Raw genomic sequence first — 20,521 nt, forward strand, 5'->3', positions numbered from 1 at the left:
AACCCGATGTCCCACCCGGCACTTCTTTCCCGCAACGCTGAAACCGGCCGGCTCTCCGGCACCGTCCCCCTGGTGGCCGGAGCGGTCATGGCGGCGCACGAGCGCGGTGTCCGCGTGGCACGCCGCTTCACCGCGGCCGTCCTGGCCCGCTGGGGGATTCAGGGCGAGGAGTCCGACGCGGCCGTACTCATCGTGAGCGAGCTGACCACCAACGCGGTGCAGCACGGAGGCTGCGACCTGACGGTCGCGCTGGCTCTTGTCGACGGCACGCTGCGGATCGACGTCACGGACCACGGCGGACCGGACCCGCGGCCCAGGCCGCCCGAGCCCGACGAATGCGGCCGCGGTCTGGACATCGTCGGCCATCTCGCCGACCGGACCGAGACGGTCCGAGAGGTGTGGGGGCTGCGGGTGAGCGCGACGGTCGGCATCGCGGGCTCCGGCTGTGACGCCAGATGGAGCCCTCACCAGCGCCACACGGCACCGGCGACTCCGTAGTAGTCGGCTGAACGCGGTTCGGGCCGACAGGAGGGAGGCAGAGGACCGTTGGGACGAGGGACTGCCACCGGGTGTCAGGCGATCCCCACGTCATGATCGGTTCCGTACTTCTGACGCCGGTCCTGCCCGTGAGGGTCCAGCCGGAGGGCAGGCCGGCTCGTAGTTTTCGCGCCGCCCGTGGTGTTGGCCGGCAGCCGGCCGGTGAGCCACTCCCGGCCTTGGGGTTCGAGGGCGGCCGGTGGCCGTGTCACGGGCGTGGACAGCCGGCCGAGCGGTGTGCCGCCGCTCGGGATCCCTCAGCCGCCGCACGATCCCTCTGCCGTCATGAGAGGTCGAGGCATGGGTGCTTCAGCTCACGGGCAGGGCGGTGGCCAGTGCCGCGCCGGTCCTCCACGGTGAGCACTCGGCGCCGGGACGGGGCCCTTCGCGTCCAAGGCCGGCACCTCCGCTGAAGGGGTCTCGAGGGCCAAGAACGACCAGCCGCGCCACTTGGTTCGACCGGTGCCCGAAGACGGCGGTTCGACGGGGGGACGGAGGGCAGCGAGGTCACCCGTGCCGCTCGATCCACTCCTGGAGTTCGACGAGGTTTCCCGCCGGGTCCATGAGGTGGGCGGCGCGCATGTGGTCCGTCATGAGGGCCGGGCCATGGACGAGTTCGGCTCCACGGCGCGGTGATCTCCCCGCAGTAGCGGTCCAGGTCGTCGACCCGCAGGACGACGAGGGACCGGTAACCGGTCGGCTCTGCGGCGAGTTCGCCCAGCAACCGGCTCATCTGGGCCCGTTCCTGCAGGACGATGCCTGCCGCGCCGTCGTCGGCGGTGAATTTCGCGAACGGGCCGTCCTCCGCCTCGAACTGCGGCTTCAGCCCCAGGACGTCCCTGTAGAAGCGGTAGCAGCTGGGAAGTCCGCGACGAGGAGCCGCACTTGGGCGAGTTTCATGGGTGTCCCCTTTGCGGAACGGTGGCGCGAGCACCTTACGTGAAAGTGGAGACACGAACTCCATCGCTGATGCTCAGTTAACCTGACACTGTTAAGCAAAGTGAATACTGCTAAATCTCCCTCCTCGTGACTACCGTCGCTCACGGCGATGAGGAGTGCGACAGCTCCCTCATTTCGTTCCGACCAGGTGCAAGCAAAGGGAGATCTCGTGTTTGAACGCGTGGCCGAGCTGGCGATCCGCCGGTCCCGGCTCATACTCGCCGTCGCCGTCGCGGCCGTGGCCCTCATGGGTGTCCTGGGCGGCGGCGCGTTCACCAAGCTGCTGCCGGGCGGCTTCGACGACCCCAGCTCGCAGTCCAGCCGGGCCGCCCAGGTCATCGATGACAAGTTCGGCGGTGAGACGAACCTGGTCCTGCTGGTCAGCTCCCCCGACGGCCGGGTGGACACCCCGGCCGCCAAGCAGAGCGGACAGGCTCTGGTGGCCGACCTCAAGGGCGAGAAGAACCTCGGGAACGTGTACTCCTACTGGGACACAAACCTCGCCGACCTCCGCTCCGAGGACGGGAACCAGGCCCTGATCCTCGCCCATGTGAAGGGCGGCGAGGCGGAGTTGCAGGAGAACGCCAAGAGCCTCATCGACGCCTACTCCGGAACGTACAAGGACACGCTCGAGGTCCGGGCCGGCGGCGGCACCGCCATCAGCGCCGACATATCGACCCAGGTCGTCTCGGACCTGGTGCTGGCGGAAATCATCGCCATACCCCTGACGCTGGTGCTGCTGCTGTTCGTCTTCGGCAGTGTGGTCTCCGCCCTCCTGCCGCTGGCCATCGCGATCATCGCCATCGCCGGCGCCTTCGCACAGCTGTCCCTCCTCGGCGGCATCACCGATGTCTCCAACACCGCGACCAACCTGGTCACCGCCTTGGGCCTCGGACTGGGCATCGACTACGCCCTGCTGATGACCAGCAGGTTCCGCGAGCAGCTCGCGTCCGGGGCCTCCGTGGACGACGCCGTCCGCCGGACGGTGAGCACCGCGGGCCGTACGGTCGCGTTCTCCGCCGCGACGGTGGCGGCCGCGCTCGCCTCGCTCATGGTCTTCCCCCAGTACTTCCTGCGCTCCTTCGGCTACGCCGGCGTCGGAGTCGTCGCCGTCGCGGCCATCAGCACGCTGTTCGTGATGCCCGCCCTGTTCGTCGCCCTGGGACACCGTGTCAACAAGGGCCGGATGCCGTGGGCCAAGCGGGAGCAGTCCAGCGCCCAGGCGTCCGTGTGGGGACGTATGGCCCGTACCGTGATGCGGCGGCCCGTGCTCACCGCGCTGCCCGTGCTCGCGGTCCTGCTGGTGGCGGCCGCCCCGCTGATCGGTATCACCTTCGGTACGCCCGACGAGCGGGTCCTGCCGGAGAACGCCGAAAGCCGCCAGGTCACCGCGATGCTGGGCGAGAACTTCAACGGCAACGACGCGGCTGCCCTCCATGTCGTCATCGACAAGGCTGTGACCAAGGACGGGTTGGACTCGTACGCGAGGGAACTGGCCTCTCTCGACGGCGTCATCCGGGTCGAGACGAGCGCGGGAACCCTGACGGCTGAAGGGGCCGCGCCGGCCAGTCAGGGCAACCCCGCGCTCGGCCGCCCCGATGCTCAGCGGATCAATGTGGTGAATTCCCTGACACCGAAGTCCTCCGAGGCCGAGGCCCTGGTCGAGGATGTGCGGACCGTGGCGGCGCCCGAGGGGACGGAGCCCCTGGTGGGCGGAACCGACGCCGAACTGGTCGACGCGAAGGACTCCATCAGCGGCCAGCTCCCGATCGCGGTGGCCCTGGTCGTCCTCACCACCTTCGTCCTGCTCTTCCTGTTCACCGGAAGCATCGTGCAGCCGCTGCGGGCACTGGCCCTCAACGTCATCAGCCTGGGCGCGACCCTCGGCGTCATGACCTGGATCTTCCAGGACGGCAATCTCTCCTCCCTGCTCGGCTTCACGGCCCAGCCCATGGAAGTATCGATGACCGTGCTGATGTTCTGCATCGCCTTCGGTCTGTCGATGGACTACGAGGTGTTCGTCACCAGCCGCATCAAGGAACTCCACGACCAGGGCGAGGACAACGAGTCCGCCGTGTCCAACGGCCTCGGCCACACGGGACGCATCGTCTCCGCGGCGGCCCTCCTGCTTGCCGTGAGCTTCTTCGCCTTCGGCACGGCCAAGATCACCTTCATGCAGATGTTCGGTCTCGGCAGCGGGCTGGCCATCCTCATCGACGCCATCGCCGTACGCGGCGTCCTGGTCCCCGCCGCCATGCGCCTGCTCGGCCGCTCGGCCTGGTACGCACCGCCCTTCCTGAAAAGGCTCCACGGACGGTACGGCCTGAGCGAGGGCGGTCCCGAGCTCGCGCCGGCACCCGCGGCCGGCCCGTCGTACGCGAAGACGCCGACGGAGGTCTGACCCCGCCCCCCCGGCACACGGGCGGGCCCGACGGCAGGTCACTGCCGCGAGCCCGCCCGTTCCGTCCGTCCGGGATCACTGTGGTGTTCGTACGGCGCTCTCGACCCCGTACAGCCGGGCCGTCTCGCTGCCACGGCCCGGGCGGTGGGAATCCGCCGGTCCGGGCCGGCCTCGCCGGGAACACGTCCACGGTGACGCCGGCGGCCGGCTGCGGACCCGGGACGAGTACGGGCCGCACATCGGAATGGCAGTGGCACGCGGCGATGTCGCGTGAGACGCGCACGGTGACGGCCATGAGTGCCGTGCACTCCCCCGAGCACCGGTCCGCTTCACCCACCGGGACCGCCCCGCGCACGAGCGGTGTGCCCCCTGCCCCGCGCCCGGGCACTGCCCGCCGTGGGGTCACTCGCTCCTGCCGCGAAGCCTCCACAGAGCCATCCTGCCGAAAAGCCCGTCCCGCAACACCAGGGTGTGGAGCAGCACGGCCAGCATGTGCAGGGTGAAGAGCAGGAAGAGCGCGTAGCCGAGCACCAGGTGGGTCGTGTGCAGGGCCGAGTAGAGTGACGCATCCGCCGGCGCGATGGACGGCACCCGCACGCCGCCGATGACGAACGGGGTGTCGGACGCCGCCACCATGGCCCACCCGACCAGCGGCTGGGACACCATCAGGCCGTACATCAGGCTCTCGGATGCCAAGGCCGCCCGGTGTTCGTTCCGGCCCATCGACCTCGGGTGCGGGGGTGCTCGATGGGTGAACCTGTTCACCAGCCGGATCACCGCCAGGAGGAGAACGGCCATCCCCAGCGGCTTGTGCACCGAGACCAGGAAGCGGTAGTCGGCCAGGGAGGCGACCATGGCCGCGCCGATGAAGAGCATGGCCACGACGAGGACCGCCATCACCCAGTGCAGCCAGCGGGAGAAGAGCGAGAATCGCGCCGTCTCCTCGGCGGGAGTTTGGGGGGCCGCGGTGGCCACCACCGCGGCGTCAGCCATGGGTCTCCCCGGTCGGTACCTTCACCGCGCCCGTACGCTGCGGCTCTCCGGTGCGCCGGGCGAAGGACTGCGCGTACACGGACGAACGGGCGCTCAGCAGCGGGTCGCTGGACGGGGCGATGCCGCGTGGCACCACCGTGGGGTCGAAATTGATGTCCCGTGCGTTGCCCGCTGCCCCGGTGTGGACCGACGTGAGGGTCAGAACCCCCGTGTCCAGCTTGCGGCGGGATGCGGGCCAGGGTCTGGTGGCATCGTCGACGGGGTCCTCGGGCTGGCCGATGGTGAGCACCAGCCGCCATCGCAGGGGCCCGTCGCCGAACGCGCCGATCAGCGTCTCGAACAACTCGTTTCTGCCGATCGGCCCCTTGGCTGCCGGCCGCACCGGCTGAAGGGGGACCAGCGACCAGCGGACCGGGACGGTGCCGCCCGAACCGTTGGTGAAGTGGAAGGCATTGAGTGCGTTGAACGTACTGTCCGCGAAGCCCGAGGTGGGCGGGTGCTCCTTGGCCAGCTTCATCGCGCGCACGGTCTCGGGGTGGGCGGCCAGGAACGCGGCCTTCTTCTGGGGGTCCGGTGCGCCCGTGCCGGGCACCGGCGTGAAGGCGGCCATCCGGTCGTAGAACCCCTGCGGGGTGCTGTCCTGGAACACGGGGAGGTTGATCATCGCGGTGCGCCACTGCTCACCGTCGGGGAGCTCGAACCGCAGCGCCAGTCCCCGTACGGTCGTCGCGGCGTCGGCGACGTCCGGTGCTCCCCCGGACAGCGAGAACCTGCCTGTCACCGGAGTGCGCCTGCCGTCCTCGAAGACCGTCGCCTCCGACACCGCGACGCCGGCCCCGTTGGACACGAAGGACCCGGCGACACCGACCCCCTTCGCGTGGTTCCGTCTGAACCCCGCGTGCTTGCCGAAGCGCGTCTCGAAGCCATCCGTCAGCTCTCCGGGCGTCAGCCTGTCCGGCGTCAGCCAGCCGCCCGCGTAGGCGAACGCGCCCAGGTCGACGGCCCCGATACCGGCCACAGTACCGATCCCGAGCAGCGCGGTCCGGCGACGTAACGCACGAGCAGGCGTCGCGGGGTGCTGTAAAGCCTCATTCTCCAAGAGGCCCTCCTCCAACTTCCGGTCCGCCGCGGGGCGCCGGACAATGATGTTGTTGGGGGGTACGCGGCAGGACGCCGCGGTGTTGAAGGTTCGGCCGACGTGATCCCCGGCCGGCGGCGCGGAGTCCCGCGCCGCCCACGGGCTGCTACTTTGCGACGAACGCCTCGGCCTCGCACTTGTCGACCCACTTCGCCTTGTCGGCCGGCGGCAGGCCGTCCTCGAAGGAGAAGAGCGCGGGATCGTCAGGTGAGGGCGCGACCTTCAGTCCGTGGGACCGCATGCACTTCAGCCACTTGTCGAACTTGTCCTGGTACTCGGGATCCTCCCGGTAGGCCCGCTCCCAGAGTTCCTCCGGCTCCTTGGCGGCACATGCCTTCTGCGCCTGTGCGAACTGCGCCTCGTTCCGCGCGACCGCCGCCGAGTCCGGCTTGGGGTCACCCACTTTGCCGCTGTAGCCCTCGAGTTTCTTGTAGCCGTGCTGTTCCAGGCAGCCGGTGTAGACCTTGTAGAGCCTGTCTTTTTCCTCCGCCGACGTGTCGGGGCGGATGAGGGGGCGTTCGGCCCGCGTCGCCGGCTCCGCCGGCTTCTTGCCTCCTCCGGTCACGCTCGCGACGCCCTTGTCGTTCGCGGCCTCGCCGGACGACTGCGCGTCGCCGCCGTCTCCTCCACAGGCGGTGAGCCAGGCCAGCGAGGCCAGTGTGGCGGCCACGGTGAGACGGCGGAGGGGGCCCGCACGGCGGGATGCGGCACGTGTGTTCCTGGCATCGTGCATGGTGGTCGACTCCTTGTTCAGGTGGTGGCCAGTGCCACGGTGGGTGACAGCCGGGAGGCGCGGACGGCCGGGTACACGCCGGCCACGACGCCGATGAGCGCGGCGCCGGCGAATCCGCCGGTCACCGCCGCCGGCGGGACCACGGCGGGCCAGTCCCGGAAGGCCGCGTAACCGATGGTCGCGAGGACGCCGACGGCGACCCCGGTCAGTCCGCCGAGGCCGGAGAGAACGACCGACTCGGTCAGGAACTGGCCCCGGATCTGTCCCCGGTTGGCGCCCAGAGCCCGGCGCAGTCCGATCTCGCGGCGGCGCTCGAGTACGGAGATCACCATCGTGTTGGCGACGCCGATGCCGCCGACCAGCAGGGCCAGGCCGGCCAGGCCGACGAACAGCCCGGAGAAGGTGGCCTCGGCGGAGCGCTTGGCCGCCAGGACGTCGGACGGGCGGCTGACCAGGACGACACTCGGTGACTCGGGGTTGACGGTGGCGGGGAGCACAGCGCGTACGTCCGCGATGTGCTCTTCGTCCGCCTGGATGAACAACTGCGTGGGACGGCCGTCGAAGCCGAGGTGCCGGCGGGCGGCGTCCCAGCCGACCAGGACGGCCCGGTCGATGTCCGGGGCCAGCGGTACGGAGCGCAGGATCCCGGTCACGCTGAACCACTGGTCGCCGAGGAGGACGAGCGGCGGCGGCTCGCCGGGGCGTATCTCGGAGAAGCCCAGGCGGGTCGCGGAGCGCGAGCCGAGGACGACGGCGGGGAACCGTTCGGTGACCTTGGTGAGGTACTGGCCCGAACCGACCTCGGCGTTGACGACGTCGAGGAGATCGGGCCGGGCGGCCAGTACCGTCAGGCCGGACTCGTCGAGTGGACCCAGCTTGTCCGAACGCCGCACGGACGTGTGGGTGTTGGCCACGGCGGTGACGGCCTTGACGGCACCGATGCGCTCCACCATCGCGGCCGACTCCTCGGGGAAGGAGACCGGGGAGCCGTCCTGCGCCGCGTCCCGGTCCGCGACCGCCTGGAGCCGGTCGGTGCCCAGTGCGGTCAGTTCCGCGTCGAGGGCCTTCTGGCTGGAGGCCGGAATGCCAGTGACCACGATCATCGTGGCGATGCCGATGGAGATGCCGATGGCGGACAGCACCGCCCGCATCCGCCGGGACAGGACGCCGACCAGACCGAGGCGGAGCAGGTCGGCCGGGGAGAGCCTGACCGGGCGGGTCCAGGAGGTCTCGGGCCGGTTCGTCGGGGCGGTGGCCGTGTGGGGTGCGTCGGTGCGTCCCCCGGCCGCGGACTCCTGCCGCCCGGCCGCGGACCGGCGCCGTCGGCCGGCCGTCACCAGGCGCTCCCGAGGGCGCCGCGTGAGCCGGGGGTGAGGACGCCGGACCGGCTGCCCGGGTGGGCCTCGCTTCTGTCGGCGACGATACGGCCGTCCTGGATCTCCACCTGCCGGGGCAGACTCGCGGCGATGTCCCGGTCGTGGGTGATGAGCGCGATGGTGGTTCCCTCTTGGTTGAGCCGGGTGAGCAGTTCGAGCACCGCGACGCCGTTCGCGGTGTCCAGCGCGCCCGTCGGTTCGTCCGCGAGGACCAGCGCGGGTTCGTGGACCAGTGCGCGGGCGATGGCGACACGCTGGCGTTCGCCGCCGGAGAGCTGGTGCGGCCGGTGGTCGACGCGGTGGCCCAGGCCGACCCGTTCGAGTGCGGCGCGCGCCAGGGGTGCCCTGCGCTTGCGCGGTACTCCGGCGTAGAGCAGGCCGGTGGCCACGTTCTCGGTGGCGGACAGACCGTCGGTCAGATGGAACTGCTGGAAGACGAAGCCGAGCCAGCGGCCGCGCAGCGCGGACAACTGCCGGTCGGGCAGGGTGGTGACGTCGTGTCCAGCGATGACGACGGCGCCGCTGCTCGGCCGGTCTAGGGTGCCCATGACGTTCAACAGGGTGGACTTGCCCGATCCGGACGGTCCGGCGATGGCCAGGAACTCGCCGCCCTGGATCTCCAGGGACACACCGGCGAGCGCCTTCACTCCGCCGGGGTACTCGACCACCGCGTCCCGGACCGACAGCACCGCCGTCATGACGCGGTCACCACCCGGGTGCCCTCGGTGATCCCGTCGCCGCTGACCTCCACCATCCCCTTGGCGATCAGTCCGGTCTTCACGGCGACCAGCCGGCCGCCGGCGAGCTGCAGCCCGTAGCCGCCCTCGCGCAGTGCGAGCAGCGCGGTGAGGGGAACGGCGAGCACGTTGCTGCGGGTCGCGGAGCCGAACTCGACCTGGACGGGGGCCGAGTTGAACCGGCTCACCTCGCCGGGGTTCTTGAAGGCGACCGTGACGGTCACCTGCAGCTCCCCGGGCAGTCCCTGCCCGGACGACGGCGCCCTGGCCGAGCTGCCGATGGAGGACACCTTCGCGGCGGCGCTCTCACCACTGGGCAGCTGTACCGTCACGGCGTCTCCTCGTTTCACGGAGCCGACCTCGGAGGCGCTGACGTCGACCGTGACCGCCTTGGTGGTGGGGGTGACCCGCAACAGGGGTCCCTGTGCCGGGTCGCCGGGCTGGACCTCGGCGCCCTCCACCCGGACGGCGCCGGCGAGCACTGCCACATCACCAGGCCCGACCACACCGGTGGCCGGGACACCGAGGGAGGTCTGCCAGCGTTTGATGGCGTTGATCAGTGACCGGGTGAGTACGCCGTCCCCGGAGCGGATCCTGACAGGGCCGGTGAGGGGGTGCCGTGCTGAGGGCGTGCCGGCGCCCGGGGCCTCGCCGGACCCCGTACCGGGCTGTGGAGCACCGGATGCGGACGGTCCGGACGAGGGCTGCGCTCCCTTTCCGGGCATGTCCCCCCCCGGCCCGGTGTCCCCTGCTGCGCCCGACGGTCCGGTGCCGCGCGACCGCTCGACGGCGGTCGTGGGAACCGGACCGGTGACGGTCTCCCCCGGCCTGGGCTGACGGCCGATGCCGTAGCCCAGGTCCCGCAGGTTGTCGGCGATCACGCGGACATCGCGTCCCACGGTGTTCGGGGTGTCGAGCCGCCGGTACATCGGGACGTCGCCGTAGAGGGCGGGCACGGGCCGGTCGTCGACGCGGTAGAGCGTCTCGCCCCGGGAGACCGTGGTGCCGGACGGCGCGAGCCAGGTCACGGTGCCATCGCCGACGCCGTTGAGGGTGCGCGGTGTGCCGTATCCGAGGACGCCGTCGAGGATCCGGGTGTCGGTCAGGTCGGTACGGACGACCTCGACCGTTTCGGTCTCTGGGGCCGGCTCGGCCTGCGCCGCGCCGGACCCGGACTTCCAGGGTGCCGCCACGGCGACACCCGCGCCCGTCAGCGTCAGCACGGTCAGAGCCACGGCGGTGCGGATGCGCCGGCGGCGCTTGCGCGGGGCGGCGTGTGCCCCGCCCCGCGCGGGCTCCGCGGCCGACACGTCCACGTCCGGCAGGGGCCCGGCATCCGGCAAGGGCTCCACAACCGGTACCGGCTCCGTCTCCCCGCCGGTCACCGGCGGGGCTCCACGGCCCGGTGGGATGCGCCGGCGTCCCCGGCGGCGCGCACTGTGACTCGGATCATGGAAGCAGAAGGTTCCATACCGACATCAGGCTGGTTTCAGCATGTTGTAGCGAAATTGTCAGCGTCTCGGCCCCCCGCCGGGCGCCGTCCTATAGTCGCCGCCATGAGCGCACACATCCTGGTCGCCGAGGACGACGAACGGCAGGCACAGGTCCTGCGCATGTACCTGCGCTCGGAGGGGCACGACGCGACGGTCGTGCACGACGGGCGCGCCGCGATCGAGGCCGCGCGCCGGCTGCGGCCCGACCTGCTGGTGCTGGACGTGATGATGCCGAAGGCCGACGGCCACGACGTGTGCCGGATCCTGCGCCAGGAATCGGACGTACCGGTCCTGATGCTGACGGCGCGCTCCGGCGAGGACGACCTGCTGCTCGGCCTCGACCTCGGCGCCGACGACTACATCACCAAGCCCTACAGCCCGCGCGAGTTGATGGCCCGGATCCGGACGCTGCTGCGCCGGGCGAAACGCTCGGCGCCGCCGGACGACGGCGTGCTGCGGGTGGGCCCCATCACAGTGGATCCGCTCCACCACGAGGTGGTGGGACCCACGGGCCTTCCGGTCGTGTGCACCCGAGGGGAGCTGACGGTGCTGGCGGCCATGGCCGCCGAGCCCGGCCGGGTGTTCACCCGAAGACAACTCCTCGACCGGACCGGCGGCTGGGACACCTCGGTGTCGGAACGGACCATCGACATGTACGTCATGCATCTGCGGAAGAAGCTGGAACCCGACCCGCGCTGCCCGGAGTTCCTGATCACCGTCTACGGGATCGGCTACAAACTGACGCCGGGCCGCGGTCGCGGGGAGGGCGGGCTTGGGCGGCGCTAGGGTCCGGCCGCGCGGCGGGCTGTTCACCCGTCTGCTGACCACCTCGCTGCTGGTCGCCGTCTGCGCGGTGGCCGCCACGGCCTGGCTCGCCGTCACCGGCACGACCCGGGCGATCCGCACCCAGCAGGGGCAGTCACTGGAGGACGACACCCATGTCTACGACGCCCTGATCGGCTACGCGGCCACGCACACCGACTGGGGCGGCGTGCAGGACCTGGTCGGCGACCTAGCGGCGCGGACCGGCCGGCCGGTCACGGTGACCACACCGGCGCGCACTCGGATCGCCGGGTCCGAGCCGGGTGTCCGGCTGCCCTACCGGCCGACCGCGCTGGTGGACCCGCTGCGGCTCGACCCGGTCCTGTCCGACGCCGGCCCGATCGATCCGCGCGCCGTGGGCCCGTTCCTGCTCGGGGCGAAGGACCGGGAGACACTGCGGCGCACCGCTGACCGGATCGTCCGGTGCCTGCGTGGCAAGGGCGTCACCGCCGAGGTCACCACACTGCCCAGCGGACGGCCCACGATACCGCCCGCCTCCGCACTGAGCGGAAGCCTCGTCTGCGAAGAACTCGGACTGAGGAGGCCCCTGCGGTCGGAAAGGCTGCCACTGCGCCAGGTCAACGAGCTGGCCACGGAGTGCATGAAGCAGCAGGGCCGTGATGGTCTCATGGTTTGGGCGGACTTCTCCTGGGCCCTTCTCGGCACGGGAGCGGAGAACTCCGACCGTGCGGCCGAGGAGTGTGTCACCGAGGCCCGGCGCAAGCAACTCGCCGCCCATGTCTCCCCTCCCGTGCTGCTGTTCGTCGGTGACCGCAACAGCCAGGACGCCTCGGGCTTCCACCTGTCCACGGCGAACACGATGCGGATCGCCGGGGCGGCCGCCCTCGTCCTGGCCGTCGCCGCCGTCATGACCGCCCTGGCGGGCAGGCGGCTGGTGCGTCCGCTGCGCGCCCTGATCAGCGCGGCCGAGCACCCCGCCGACGTGGCCGTGCGCGTCCCGGTCACGACGCGGGACGAGATCGGGCGGCTGTCCGCAGCGTTCAACGACCTCGCCGACCGCAGGGAGTCGCTCGAACGGCAACGCAAGTCGCTGGTCAGCGACGTGGCACACGAGCTGCGCACCCCGCTGACCAATATGCGCGGCTGGCTGGAGGCCGGGCAGGACGGTCTCACCCCGGTGGACCAGGACCTGGTCGCGCTCCTGCTGGAGGAGGCGGTGCTGTTGCAGCACATCATCGACGATCTGCGCGACCTCGCCGCAGCGGACGCCCGGAGTCTGGTGCTGCACCGGGAGCCCTTGTACGTGCGGGACCTGCTCGACCAGGTGGCGGCGGCCCACCGGGGCACGGCCGGACCGGCCGGTGTGACGCTGCGGATCGAGGCGGCCGGTGACCTGACGGCCGACGCCGACCGGGTGCGGCTTCGGCAGGTCGTCGGCAATCTGGTGTCCAACGCGGTCCGTCACACCCCGAGCGGTGGCCGGGTCGTCGTGCGGGCCCGCGGGGAGGGAGGTGAACTCGTCGTGGAGGTCGCCGACTCCGGCACCGGCATCGACCCGGCGGACCTCGAGCACGTCTTCGACCGCTTCTGGCGGGCGGACAAGTCCCGCAGCAGGCACACCGGCGGGAGCGGCCTCGGCCTGGCCATCGTCCGCAAGCTGACCGAGGCGCACGGCGGCTCGGTCTCGGCCACGAGCACCCCCGGTGCCGGCTCCGTGTTCACCGTACGGCTGCCGCAGCCGTGACCTCGCGCGTGGGAGCACGGGCGGCGGCGCTCGGACCAATGCTTGAGGACCGCGCATAGGCGCGTGCCCCCGGGCCGGGCCGACGCGTCGGCCGTTGCCGTGGATACGCCGCCGTCTGGCCGACCAGGACGGTGGGAAACCGCGCAATCCGGCGAACACGCAACGCCCGTGACGTCCGTCCTCTCTTACCCGGCATGAGAACTTCTCTCCGGTCCATGCTCCGTTTGGTGGGCGGCCTGTTACTCCTCACCAGCGGCCTCACGGCGGCGGCTCAGACGTCTGCCACCGCGCAGGACGACCGGCACCCGGTCGCCGTCGCCGAGTACGACCTGGGGGACACGGCCTTCCGGGATCCGCAGACCGGCACGGTGAGCGAAGTGCGCGCGGTGGTGCACTACCCGCGGCACCTCACCGGCCGAGCACCCCTGATCGTCATGGCGCACGGCTCTTGGTGGGCCTGCGACCGTATGGACGCCTCCACCTGGCCCTGTCCGTCCGGGTCCCGCCCGTTCCCGAGCCATCGCGGCTACGACTACCTCGGCGCCGCACTGGCCGCCCGCGGCTTCGTGGTCGCGTCCATCAGCGTCGACGGCATCAATCAGACGTCCTTCGACTACGGCGACCGTGCCCGGCTCGTCAACGAGCACCTGCGTCTTTGGCAGAAGGTGACCGCGGGCCGGGGCGGTCCCCTGGCCGGCCGGCTCCTCGACCGGTCCGGGCACCCGGTCGCACCGCGCTTCGCCGGCCGCGTCGATATGACCCGTGTCGGCACCCTGGGCCATTCACGTGGCGGCAAGGGAGTGATGTGGCAGGCGTCCGACAAGCACCGCGCCGAGTGGCCGGCCGGGGTACGGGTGCGTGCTGTCCTGGCGCTCGCCCCGGTCAAGTTCGACGAAACCGAGGGGGACAACAGCGACACACTCGTCACCCGGTTACCGTTCGCCGTGGTCACCAGCGGCTGTGACGGAGCGGTCCGCGAAGCCGGCCAGGAGTACCTGGACGACGTAGCGGGGAGGAACAGGGCGACGGACTACTCCGTGTCACTGCGGAACGCGAACCACAACTTCTTCAACACGACATGGACTCCGCCCTTCCTCTTCGGCGAGGACGACAGCACCTGCCCGGACCGGCAGGTGAGCCCCGACCGGCAGCAGGACGCACTCACCGCCTACGCGGCCGCCTTCTTCGGCAGCCAGCTCCAGGGCGACCGGCGAGGGCTGCCGGTCCTGACCGGCGTACAGCCGCTGCCGGGCGGGCCGTCGTCGACTCGGGTGGTTCCGGCGGTGCGATGACGCGTCCGCCGGCGAGGCGTGACGCGGGGCCGGGCGCACCGCATGCCCTCGCACGCTGACTCCGCGCCGGCCGGGACTGCGCCGGCCGGTCCGGAGTGCGCCATGCGGCCGGGGGCGCTGCACAGCCGGCCCGTCCGGCCGACTCCAGGGCCACGCGGGATCGGCGTCGGGCAGCGGGATGTGGGGGACGTCCCGCCGCGTAGAAGAGGAGACGCGCTCGTGACGGCCGGCGCGGCGGCCGCGACCTGCTCGGCTGCGGCAGCGAAGCCGGTGAAGAAGGTGATTGCGACGCTCCGGCATGCGCTCGAGGTGCCGACGATGACCGAGCCGCTGCTGTTGACCAGGGAGAACACACCCGTTGGCACACCGGCCGCGTCCACGATCTCCGCCAGGACGATCGCGGAGCACGGTGTCGGCCGAGCCCGCTCGAAGACCACTGTGCACCCAGCCTGTCGGCAACTGGCCGGACACGTAACGCAGCTTCGGCGAGCGTGGCCGGCCCGCTTCTACCGCGGTGGGCGGGCCGCGGTGGTGGTGTGGTCGAAGGCGATCAGCGGATCGCCCGTCAGGGGGTGCTCGATGACGGCGGCCCGCACCCCGAAGACGTCCGCGATGAGACGCGGGGTGAGGACCTCCAGCGGTGTGCCGGAGGCGACGACCTCGCCGCCGCGCAGCACATGGAGCCGGTCGCAGACCGAGGCGGCGGCGTTCAGATCGTGCAGCGACATCAGGGTCGTACGGTGCTGGGCCCGCAGCAGCGCCAGCAGTTCCACCTGGTGACGTACGTCCAGGTGGTTGGTGGGCTCGTCCAGGACGAGCACGTCCGGGTCCTGGGCCAGCGTGCGGGCCAGCAGCACTCGTTGCCGTTCCCCTCCCGACAGCGCCGAGAACCTGCGTCCGCCGTACGGCGCCATGCCGACCCGTTCCAGGGCGTCGGCGACGACCGACCGGTCCTTGTCGTCCTCCCCGGCGAAGGCCCGCTTGTACGGGGTACGGCCCATCGCCACCACTTCCCGCACGGTCAGTTCGAAGTCGCCGCCCCGCTCCTGGGGCAGCGCGGCGACATGGCGTGCGGCCCGTGCCGGGGACAGGGCCGCCAGGTCGGTGCCGTCGAGCAGGACCCGGCCCGCCGCGGGGCGCAGATGCCGGTAGACGGTGCGCAGCACGGTCGACTTGCCGCTGCCGTTCGGTCCGATCAGTCCGGTGATCTCGCCGGGAGCGGCCGACAGGCGCACCCCGGACACCACCGTGCGGCCACCGTAGGCGACCTGCAGACCGTCCACCTCGATCCGCATCAGGCACGCTCCAGTCGACGGTCGAGCAGGAACAGCAGGACGGGAGCGCCGACGAAGGCGGTGACGACGCCCACCGGCAGTTCCATCGTCGGCAGTGCCGTACGGCAGATGATGTCGACCACGACCAGCAGGACCGCACCGGTCAGCGCGGCGACCGGCAGCAGTTTGCGGTGATCGCCGCCGACGACGAGCCGGCACAGGTGGGGCACCATCAGTCCCACGAAGCCGATCGCCCCGGAGACGGACACCAGAACGCCCGTCAGCACACTGGTCACGACGAACAGCTCTCTGCGCAGCGCCGACACGTCCACGCCGAGGCCAGCCGCCGTCTCGTCGCCGAGCAGCAGGGCGTTGAGTGCCCGGGCCCGCGCCTGGAGGGCGAGCAGGCCGAGGAGCACCGCCGCGGCAGGGAGGGCGAGGGTGTCCCACTGGGCCCCGCCGAGGCTGCCCAGCAGCCAGAACAGCACGCCCTGGGTCTGCTGCTCGTCGCCCACCCGCAGCACCAGATAGCTGGTGAACCCGGACAGGAACTGGCCGATCGCCACACCGGCCAGCACCAGCTTCAGCGGGGAGAACCCGCCCCCGCGCCGGGCCACAGCCCAGACGAGGCCGAAGGAGAGCAGCGCCCCGAGAAACGCGGCGCCGGAGACACCGAATCCGAACAGCCCGCCCGTGCTGGTGCCGAGCACGATGGCGGCGACCGCTCCCAGCGAGGCACCGTTGGAGATGCCCAGCAGGTAGGGGTCGGCCAGCGGGTTGCGTACGAGTGCCTGGACGGCGGTCCCGACGATCCCCAGTCCGCCTCCGACGAGGGCGGCGAGCAGGGCGCGCGGCATCCGCAGCTGCCAGACGATGAGGTCCTGGGTGCCCGGGCGGGGCTGCCCTCCGGTCAGTCGGTGCAGCACCGTGGACCACACGTCGGCGAACGGCACGCTGGAGGAGCCCCAGGACACGGCCGCGGTGAGTGCCAGCACCAGGGTCACGGTGAGCCCGGCGAGCAGCAGGCCGACGGGGAGAGTCCTGAGTCCCGGATCGTCGGGCTCCGGCCCCCGCGGCTCCTTCTCGTGTGCCACGGCGGTGGATGGCGGCGCCGTCGCCATCTACCGCACGTCCTGGAACTTGTCCGGGTACAGGGTACGGGCGATCTGTTCGACCGTCTCCGCGTTGGCGACGCCCGGCGTCGTGATCCTTTCCGAACGGATCCGCAGGAACCTGTGCTCCTTGACGGCGGTCAGCCCGCGAGTGGCCGGGAAGGACTCGAGAAACCGCTCGGCCTCGGCGAACGCCTTCTGGTCCGCCTCGGCGCTGCCCCGGTCGCGTACGGTCAGCTGGATCCAGTCGGGGTTCCTGGCGACGACGTCCTCCCATCCGGTCTTCTCGTGGTCGCCGTCGCAGTCGCGGAAGACATTGCGGGCCCCGGCAAGGGTGATCACCGCGTTGGCGATCTGCTTGCCGCACACCGCGGTGGGCTCCTTGGTGCCGCCGTCGAAGTCGAAGACGAAGTAGGTGGGCCGTTCCCCCTCGGGCACGGCTGCCAGCCGCTCCCCCACCGCTTCCACCTTCTCGCGCATCTCGGCGACGATCTCGCCTGCCCGGCCGGACGTGCCGGTGAGGGTTCCGAGGCGTTCAACGTCGTCCACGACCGCGGACAAGTCCTCCTGTGGGCCGGGGCGTTCGGCGGCGCACGCGGTGGAGCGCAGTTGGACCACCTTGATGCCGGCCGCGTCGAATTCCTCGGGGCGGGGTCCGGTGGAGGTGCCGCTCTCCGGCCGGAACGTCTGCAGGTAGGCGTCCGCCCCCGAACCGAGCAGCTTTTCCTTGGGGATGACCGTTCTGCCCAGGACGGGCACGCTGGACGCTTCCTCCGCGAGACCGGCGGGCAATGCGCCCGCGGCCGGGGGGAAGCCGGTGCCGATCACCTTCCGCCCCGCCCCGAGCCGCAGCAGGATCTCCAGCCCTGCCGCGTTGCTCGTGACGATCTTGCCGGGAGGCGACTCGAACGTGACCTTCTCGCCGTCGCAGTTCTCCACCGACACCCGGGAGTCGCCCCGCGCGGCCGGTGATGATTCCGCGCCTCCGCCGCCGCCCCCGCCGCACGCGGTGGTGAGCAGCCCCGCGATGACGACGCCACTGATCGGGCGCCACAGCCTGGACACGTGTTCCCTCCTCGGCCAATCTGCTGGTCCGTGCATCAGCGAAGCCCTGTCTGATGGGCTCCGTACACATGGTCGTGGCGGCGGGGTGCTGAGTTCCCGGTCCGGTCGGAATGTTCTGGCATCCGGCCCGTCGTCACAGCCATGGAGGCCGGTGCCGCAGTCTTCCCGTAGATGCTCGGGCACGCCCCGGTCGGCTCAGCCGGCACCCTTTACCGGCGAGAGAACTGGTTGGAGCCCTCCCGGTCTGTCATGTTCCGTGGGAGCGACTGAGCCGCACCCGCCGGGGAACGTCCAGAAGGCGCCAGGTCAGCGCCTTGCAGTGCAGAGATCAGCGACTGAAGCGACCGAAGTTTCGAATGAGAGCGACGCAACTTCCGTGGACGCAGTCGCCAGGGACCACGGGTGTCGGTCGCTCCGTCGCTGCGAACCTCGCGAGGACCGCCTGTCCCGGGTTTCCCGTCGTCCCCGGTGCCGGAATTATTACTGCGGTTGTCGTGACGGCGCACGCGCACCTCGCAAGCCGCGCCCGTGGACGTCATTCGATCGGACCGCATTCTTGTCCTGTGCCCTCCCCCGCGCGCCGAACAAGCCGAGAGGACCCCGGCCCCATGACGGCGGATCTCATGGGGCCGGGGTCCTCTCTCGCGCTCGTCGCCGCCTACGCGTCGCGGCGGCCGGGAAGGAACTGGTCAAGGGCCACCGCCAGGAACTTGGTGTGGTCCGGCAGCCCGGACTCCCTCACCAGCCGGCTGATGATCGAGCGCTGTGCTCGCGTCGGCTTGTACTGCAGCTGCACGGGCCCCAGTCCACGCAGGTCCGAGTCGTCGGGCTTGACCGTGACCGCGAAAAGCTTCGACTGGAACTTCGGCGCCCTTCGCGCCTCCTCGACGACCTGCGCGAGGCCCTTCTCGGCGGCGGCCTCCACCGCGAGCAGCACGATGTGGGTGTGCGTGATGTCATGCTGCTTGCGGTACTTCCGGAACCGCGAGGCAACGTTCTGGGACACATAGAATCCGACGGGCTTCGCGGTGTCCGCGTCACTGAGCGGATCGGGCTCCGGCTCCTCTTCCCGGACATGACGGGCCGGCTGCGGAATCGGCGCCGGCATCGGCGTCACCGGAGCGGCGACGGGCTGCGTCTGTGCGGGAGCCGGGGTGGCCCAGCCCGCGAGGGCGCTAGACGAGGAACTGCCGCCCCCGCTGAAGAGATTGCCGACGCCCTCGTCGGACATGCTCCGGTCGGCGTCGTCGTCCACGTTCTTCTTGCCCTTGGGCGGGGTCATGCTGCTGATTCCTTCCTCAGTTCGAGTGCCCGAGCGAACATCTCTTCCGTGAATCCTTCGTAGTCGCCGGCAAGGCCCACCACGGCCTCCGGGACAGTGCGGTCGCCGTCCTCCCGCTGATCGGCCAGTTCCTGTACCAGCAGTCCTCGTTTGCGCACCAGCCGGGCCACGGACTCGGTGTGCCCGATGAGGTGCTTGAACATGTGGGCCTCCGCGCCGAGCACCTTCTGTACCTGGCGGCGGACGTCGGCGTGAATACCGGTGTAGGTGCGCCCGGTGTCGAACAGCAGGACCCCGAGCAGCTCCAGGTGCGGATTGAGCTGGCTGACGAACCTGACGTAGGAGAACTCCAGACCGATCTGAGCCAGTCCGTCCTCTGCGCCGCCGTCACTCTTGACGGGGATGACCAGCCAGCGGGCGGTCGACAGGGCGAGGCGCTGCAACGACGGATTCTCGGGGGGCGTGTCGAGAATGATGATCTGGTACTCGTGTGCGATCGGCAGCAGACACATCAGGAGCCGCAGATACGCCTGCGGGCCTTCCTTCGCGAGCAGCGTGTGGAAGAAGATGCCGAACTCGTCTCCCAGGGTGGGGCCCCCCATGACGACGTCCAGGTTCTCCCGGACGTTGCGCTGGGGCCTGAGCGGAGCGCCCGTGCGCAGGGAGTCGAGCATCGCCGCTCCCCCGTCGTTCCATTCGGCTCGCTTGTATCCCAGCTCACGCGCGATGTTGCCCTGGGCGTTGCAGTCGATGAGGAGCGTACGCAGCCCGCTGCGTGCCGCCTTGCCTGCTGCGTTGGCCGAAACCGACGACTTGCCCACGCCGCCCTTGCCGTTGCCGAACATGAAGACGTGCGACAGCGAGCCCCAGGGGATCGCAGGCAGGTGCGGGCTGTCTGGTGCCGCGAAGGGACTGGACATGGGTTCCTCTCAGTCTGGTTCAGGCCTGAAGACGGGTTGGGGTTTGCCCCGTTTGAGAGTGCTTTGCAGGGTCGAGAGTTCTCTCAGAACGATCCTGCGCTCCAGAACACCTGACCCTGATGCCGAGTACCCCCCGAAACTCCTCTTCGGGCCCCGGCAGTCGCCTCCGCGACGTCGTCGCTGCTGGCCAACGGCGGTTCTGAAGACGGTGCTCATGCTTGCTTCCTCACATCCGGCTTTGCCTGACACACCGTTGCTGAACAAACCGGACTGCCAACTGCTCCACCCATGACCTGCCAAGCGATGTACCCATCTGGTGCTTCACAGGACTGGGCACCTCCCTCAGAACCGTGCCGCAAAGCGCTAGACAGGCTACCAGGGCGATCTTTGAACACATGCGGCAACACACGAATCCGCAGGCGTGATTCCTCAGTCGCTCGCGGACGTGCCGTCTCGGTTTCATCGATGGCCCCCTGTCAGCCCGTCGGCCTGTCGGGGAACTTGCCGGAGATCAGGCGAACACACGGACATCGACCCGGGCGAAGCAGCAGTCAGGCGCCCTGGCAAGCGTATCCATCGGCTCCCCGGCCTGCTGTCGGACTGGGACGCCGCCCCGGCAACGGACGTGCGATCGGGTCCGCTGTCTCCTATCCGTTCTGACCCGGCTGCCACTCCCCGGGCCCATCCGCGCTCCGGCCCACG

General features: G+C 70.7%; 16 protein-coding genes and 2 pseudogenes. 5 read left to right on the top strand and 13 right to left on the bottom strand.

The window, feature by feature from the left end; genetic code table 11:
* Window positions 1–6: 6 nt before the first annotated feature.
* On the top strand, window positions 7–498 hold the full coding sequence (locus tag ACZ5C2_RS27560) for an ATP-binding protein (RefSeq protein ID WP_468796734.1): 492 nt from the start codon (window positions 7–9) through the stop codon (window positions 496–498).
* Window positions 499–1,044: 546 nt separating this feature from the next.
* Here ACZ5C2_RS27560 and ACZ5C2_RS27565 read toward each other — a convergent pair.
* Window positions 1,045–1,437, bottom strand: a pseudogene (locus tag ACZ5C2_RS27565) (VOC family protein).
* Between the two features lie 208 nt (window positions 1,438–1,645).
* Here ACZ5C2_RS27565 and ACZ5C2_RS27570 point away from each other — a divergent pair.
* On the top strand, window positions 1,646–3,877 hold the full coding sequence (locus tag ACZ5C2_RS27570; RefSeq protein ID WP_468796737.1) for an MMPL family transporter: 2,232 nt from the start codon (window positions 1,646–1,648) through the stop codon (window positions 3,875–3,877).
* Between the two features lie 402 nt (window positions 3,878–4,279).
* Here the strand turns inward: ACZ5C2_RS27570 and ACZ5C2_RS27575 are convergent, their stop codons facing one another.
* The 6 genes from ACZ5C2_RS27575 to ACZ5C2_RS27600 form a co-directional block, all read right to left on the bottom strand.
* On the bottom strand, window positions 4,280–4,870 hold the full coding sequence (locus ACZ5C2_RS27575) for a cytochrome b (protein WP_468796740.1): 591 nt from the start codon (window positions 4,868–4,870) through the stop codon (window positions 4,280–4,282).
* Window positions 4,863–5,888, bottom strand: coding sequence for a catalase family peroxidase (locus tag ACZ5C2_RS27580; RefSeq protein ID WP_468796743.1), 1,026 nt, complete (start codon window positions 5,886–5,888; stop codon window positions 4,863–4,865). The genes ACZ5C2_RS27575 and ACZ5C2_RS27580 overlap by 8 nt, the downstream gene beginning before the upstream one ends.
* Window positions 5,889–6,114: 226 nt before the next feature.
* Window positions 6,115–6,741, bottom strand: a complete 627-nt coding sequence (locus ACZ5C2_RS27585) for a hypothetical protein (protein WP_468796746.1) — start codon at window positions 6,739–6,741, stop codon at window positions 6,115–6,117.
* Between the two features lie 17 nt (window positions 6,742–6,758).
* Window positions 6,759–8,078 (bottom strand): ABC transporter permease, encoded by a 1,320-nt coding sequence (locus tag ACZ5C2_RS27590; RefSeq protein WP_468796749.1) that lies wholly within the window; start codon window positions 8,076–8,078, stop codon window positions 6,759–6,761.
* Complete coding sequence (locus ACZ5C2_RS27595) at window positions 8,075–8,815, bottom strand: ABC transporter ATP-binding protein (RefSeq protein ID WP_468796752.1); 741 nt, start codon at window positions 8,813–8,815, stop codon at window positions 8,075–8,077. Before ACZ5C2_RS27595 ends, ACZ5C2_RS27590 begins: the two co-directional genes overlap by 4 nt.
* Window positions 8,812–10,239, bottom strand: a complete 1,428-nt coding sequence (locus tag ACZ5C2_RS27600) for an efflux RND transporter periplasmic adaptor subunit (RefSeq protein WP_468796755.1) — start codon at window positions 10,237–10,239, stop codon at window positions 8,812–8,814. Before ACZ5C2_RS27600 ends, ACZ5C2_RS27595 begins: the two co-directional genes overlap by 4 nt.
* Window positions 10,240–10,410: 171 nt before the next feature.
* On the opposite strand from ACZ5C2_RS27600, the gene ACZ5C2_RS27605 reads away from it, so the two are divergent.
* From ACZ5C2_RS27605 to ACZ5C2_RS27615, 3 genes are all read left to right on the top strand, one after another.
* Window positions 10,411–11,133 (top strand): response regulator transcription factor, encoded by a 723-nt coding sequence (locus ACZ5C2_RS27605; protein ID WP_468796758.1) that lies wholly within the window; start codon window positions 10,411–10,413, stop codon window positions 11,131–11,133.
* Window positions 11,120–12,874 (top strand): sensor histidine kinase, encoded by a 1,755-nt coding sequence (locus tag ACZ5C2_RS27610; protein WP_468796761.1) that lies wholly within the window; start codon window positions 11,120–11,122, stop codon window positions 12,872–12,874. Before ACZ5C2_RS27605 ends, ACZ5C2_RS27610 begins: the two co-directional genes overlap by 14 nt.
* Window positions 12,875–13,089: 215 nt before the next feature.
* Window positions 13,090–14,166 (top strand): alpha/beta hydrolase family protein, encoded by a 1,077-nt coding sequence (locus ACZ5C2_RS27615; protein WP_468796764.1) that lies wholly within the window; start codon window positions 13,090–13,092, stop codon window positions 14,164–14,166.
* A gap of 194 nt (window positions 14,167–14,360) precedes the next feature.
* Here the strand turns inward: ACZ5C2_RS27615 and ACZ5C2_RS27620 are convergent.
* From ACZ5C2_RS27620 to ACZ5C2_RS27645, 6 genes and pseudogenes are all read right to left on the bottom strand, one after another.
* Window positions 14,361–14,603, bottom strand: a pseudogene (locus tag ACZ5C2_RS27620) (aldehyde dehydrogenase family protein); the annotation flags it as partial.
* A 69-nt stretch (window positions 14,604–14,672) separates the two neighbouring features.
* Window positions 14,673–15,461: an ABC transporter ATP-binding protein gene (locus ACZ5C2_RS27625; RefSeq protein WP_468796767.1), complete on the bottom strand. Its 789-nt coding sequence runs from the start codon at window positions 15,459–15,461 to the stop codon at window positions 14,673–14,675.
* Window positions 15,461–16,561, bottom strand: a complete 1,101-nt coding sequence (locus ACZ5C2_RS27630) for a FecCD family ABC transporter permease (RefSeq protein WP_468796770.1) — start codon at window positions 16,559–16,561, stop codon at window positions 15,461–15,463. The genes ACZ5C2_RS27625 and ACZ5C2_RS27630 overlap by 1 nt, the downstream gene beginning before the upstream one ends.
* The gene (locus ACZ5C2_RS27635; protein ID WP_468796773.1) at window positions 16,562–17,617 is read right to left on the bottom strand and encodes an ABC transporter substrate-binding protein; all 1,056 of its coding nucleotides are present in this window, start codon (window positions 17,615–17,617) and stop codon (window positions 16,562–16,564) included.
* 658 nt (window positions 17,618–18,275) lie between these two features.
* Entirely contained in the window at window positions 18,276–18,899 is a 624-nt protein-coding gene (locus ACZ5C2_RS27640; RefSeq protein ID WP_468796776.1) for a hypothetical protein, read from the bottom strand.
* On the bottom strand, window positions 18,896–19,819 hold the full coding sequence (locus ACZ5C2_RS27645; RefSeq protein WP_451771112.1) for a ParA family protein: 924 nt from the start codon (window positions 19,817–19,819) through the stop codon (window positions 18,896–18,898). The genes ACZ5C2_RS27640 and ACZ5C2_RS27645 overlap by 4 nt, the downstream gene beginning before the upstream one ends.
* Window positions 19,820–20,521: the final 702 nt, after the last annotated feature.

Source organism: Streptomyces sp. NPDC031365, from assembly GCF_055569765.1.